Source organism: Nocardioides sp. CPCC 206348 (assembly GCF_048654705.1).
Taxonomy (GTDB): domain Bacteria; phylum Actinomycetota; class Actinomycetes; order Propionibacteriales; family Nocardioidaceae; genus Nocardioides.
On record NZ_JBMCZA010000204.1, the window covers coordinates 14,241 to 16,468 of the forward strand.

Annotated in this window: 1 protein-coding gene and 1 pseudogene; both read left to right on the forward strand. The window is 71.7% G+C overall.

The genetic code is table 11. The features are described 5' to 3' along the window. A pseudogene (locus tag ACOADB_RS20170) lies at window positions 1-447 on the forward strand (hypothetical protein); the annotation flags it as partial. Then, window positions 444-2,069 (forward strand): alpha-amylase family glycosyl hydrolase, encoded by a 1,626-nt coding sequence (locus tag ACOADB_RS20175; protein WP_378602618.1) that lies wholly within the window; start codon window positions 444-446, stop codon window positions 2,067-2,069. The pseudogene ACOADB_RS20170 and the gene ACOADB_RS20175, both read left to right, overlap by 4 nt. The last annotated feature ends 159 nt before the right edge of the window (window positions 2,070-2,228 follow it).

The window sequence follows — 2,228 nt, forward strand, 5'->3', positions numbered from 1 at the left end:
GCCGCCGTGGCGGAGGCGGCATTCCGCGGCCACGGACAGCACCCGTTCCGGCGCTGCTTCGTCTGCGGCACCGATCGCCGCCCCGGCGACGGGCTGCGGATCTTCGCCGGCCCGCTGCCCGCCGTGGCCCGGACCTCCCCCGAGGACGGTCGCGTGGCGAGCACCTGGTCGCCGTACGAGAGCAACGTGGCGCTGACCTGGGCAGCGCTCGACTGCCCCGGCGGCTGGTCCAGCGACCTCGAGGGACGGCCGTCCGTGCTCGGCCGGATCACCGCCGAGGTCCGCCGCCTGCCGCGCACCTCCGAGCGCTACGTCATCGTCGGAGAGCAGCTCCGGGTCGACGGGCGCAAGACCTTCACGGCCGCCACGATCTACGGCGAGATCGGCGACGTCGTCGCCACGGCCGAACACGTCTGGATCGCCGTCGACCCCGAGGAGTTCCGATGACATCGACGCCCGTCCCCTGGTGGCGCGACGCCGTCGTCTACCAGGTCTACGTCCGCAGCTTCGCCGACGAGCTGAGTCATGACGGAGACGCCGACGGGATCGGCGACCTCCCGGGCATCACGTCGCGACTGCCGTACCTGCGCGACCTCGGCGTCGACGCCCTGTGGATCACGCCCTTCTACACCTCGCCCCAGAAGGACCACGGGTACGACGTCGCTGACTACATGGACGTCGATCCACTCTTCGGCAGCCTGGCCGATGCCGACGTACTGATCGAGACCGCGCACGAGCTCGGGCTGCGGGTGATCGTCGACCTGGTCCCGAACCACACCTCGGACCAGCACGCGTGGTTCCAGGCAGCCCTCGCCGCCGCGCCGGGCTCGCCCGAGCGGGCGCGCTACCTGTTCCGCGAGGGCCGGGGCGCCGACGGGAGCGAGCCGCCGAACAACTGGAACTCGATCTTCGGCGGACCCGCGTGGACGCGCGTTCCTGATGGCAGCTGGTACCTCCACCTCTTCGACACCTCCCAGCCCGACCTCGACTGGCGCAACCCCGAGGTCGGCGACATGTTCGAGGGCGTGCTGCGGTTCTGGCTCGACCGCGGGGTCGACGGCTTCCGGGTCGACGTGGCGCACGGCCTCTACAAGGAGGCGTCGCTTCGTGACCAGGTGCGCCCGGAGCCAACGCAGGAGAAGGCCGGCACGAAGAAGAAGAAGAAGAAGAAGAAGGCCGCCGAGTCGATGGTCGAGCGCGTCCTGCGGGACGAGCCGATGTGGGAGCAGCCCGAGGTGCACGAGGTCTACCGCCGCTGGCGCAAGGTCCTCGACTCCTACCCCGGCGAACGGATGGCCGTCGCCGAGGCCTGGACCCAGACCGCCGAGTCCATGGCGCTCTTCATCCGCCCCGACGAGCTCCACCAGGCCTTCAACTTCGGCTGGCTCGGCACGCCGTGGAAGGCGAAGGACTTCGCCGAGGTCGTGAACAACTCGATCGCGGCGGTCGGCGCCGCCGCGTCCGCCCCCACCTGGGTGCTGTCGAACCACGACGTGATCCGCCATCCCACGCGGTACGGCGGCGGGCCGGTCGGTCTCGCCCGTGGCCGCGCGGCCACGCTCGCGATGCTCGCCCTGCCCGGCTCGGCCTACCTGTACCAGGGCGAGGAGCTCGGACTCGAGCAGGTCGACGTGCCGCCCGAGGCGCGCCAGGACCCCTCCTGGTTCCGCACCGGTGAGCCCGGGCGCGACGGCTGCCGGGTCCCGTTGCCGTGGTCCGGGTCCGCGCCGCCGTACGGCTTCGGGGGTGCGGAGGGCTCCCAGCCGTGGATCCCCCAGCCCCCCGACTGGGCGCACCTGACCGTCGCGGCCCAGCAGGACGACGACGGCTCGACTCTGGCGTTCTACCGCCGCGCGCTGGCCGCACGCCGCGAGGTCTTCGCTGGCGCGGACGAGACCACGGAGGCCACCACGGAGGGCAAGATGCTCGTCGTACGACGGGCGGGCGTGACCGTGCTGCTCAACACCAGCACGTACCCCAAGGCGCTGCCCGAGGGCGAGGTGCTGATCAGCAGCGGACCGCTCATCGACGGCCTGCTGCCACCGGACACGGCGGTCTGGCTGCGTTGAACCACGCGAGCTGACTCAGCGGTCGGCGGGGATCCCGAGCGCGTCGTTGTAGCGACGAAGCGAAGCGGAGAACGCCCTCACCTCGTCGGCCGACCAGTCACCGAGGCGCTCGGCCAGGAGTTCGCGGCGTTCGGACGCGACGCCCTCGAGGCGGGACTC

Coding starts and splice junctions, on each gene's coding strand:
- ACOADB_RS20175 (WP_378602618.1), top strand. CDS start 444: ATGACATCGACGCCCGTCCCCTGGTGGCGCGACGCCGTCGTCTACCAG.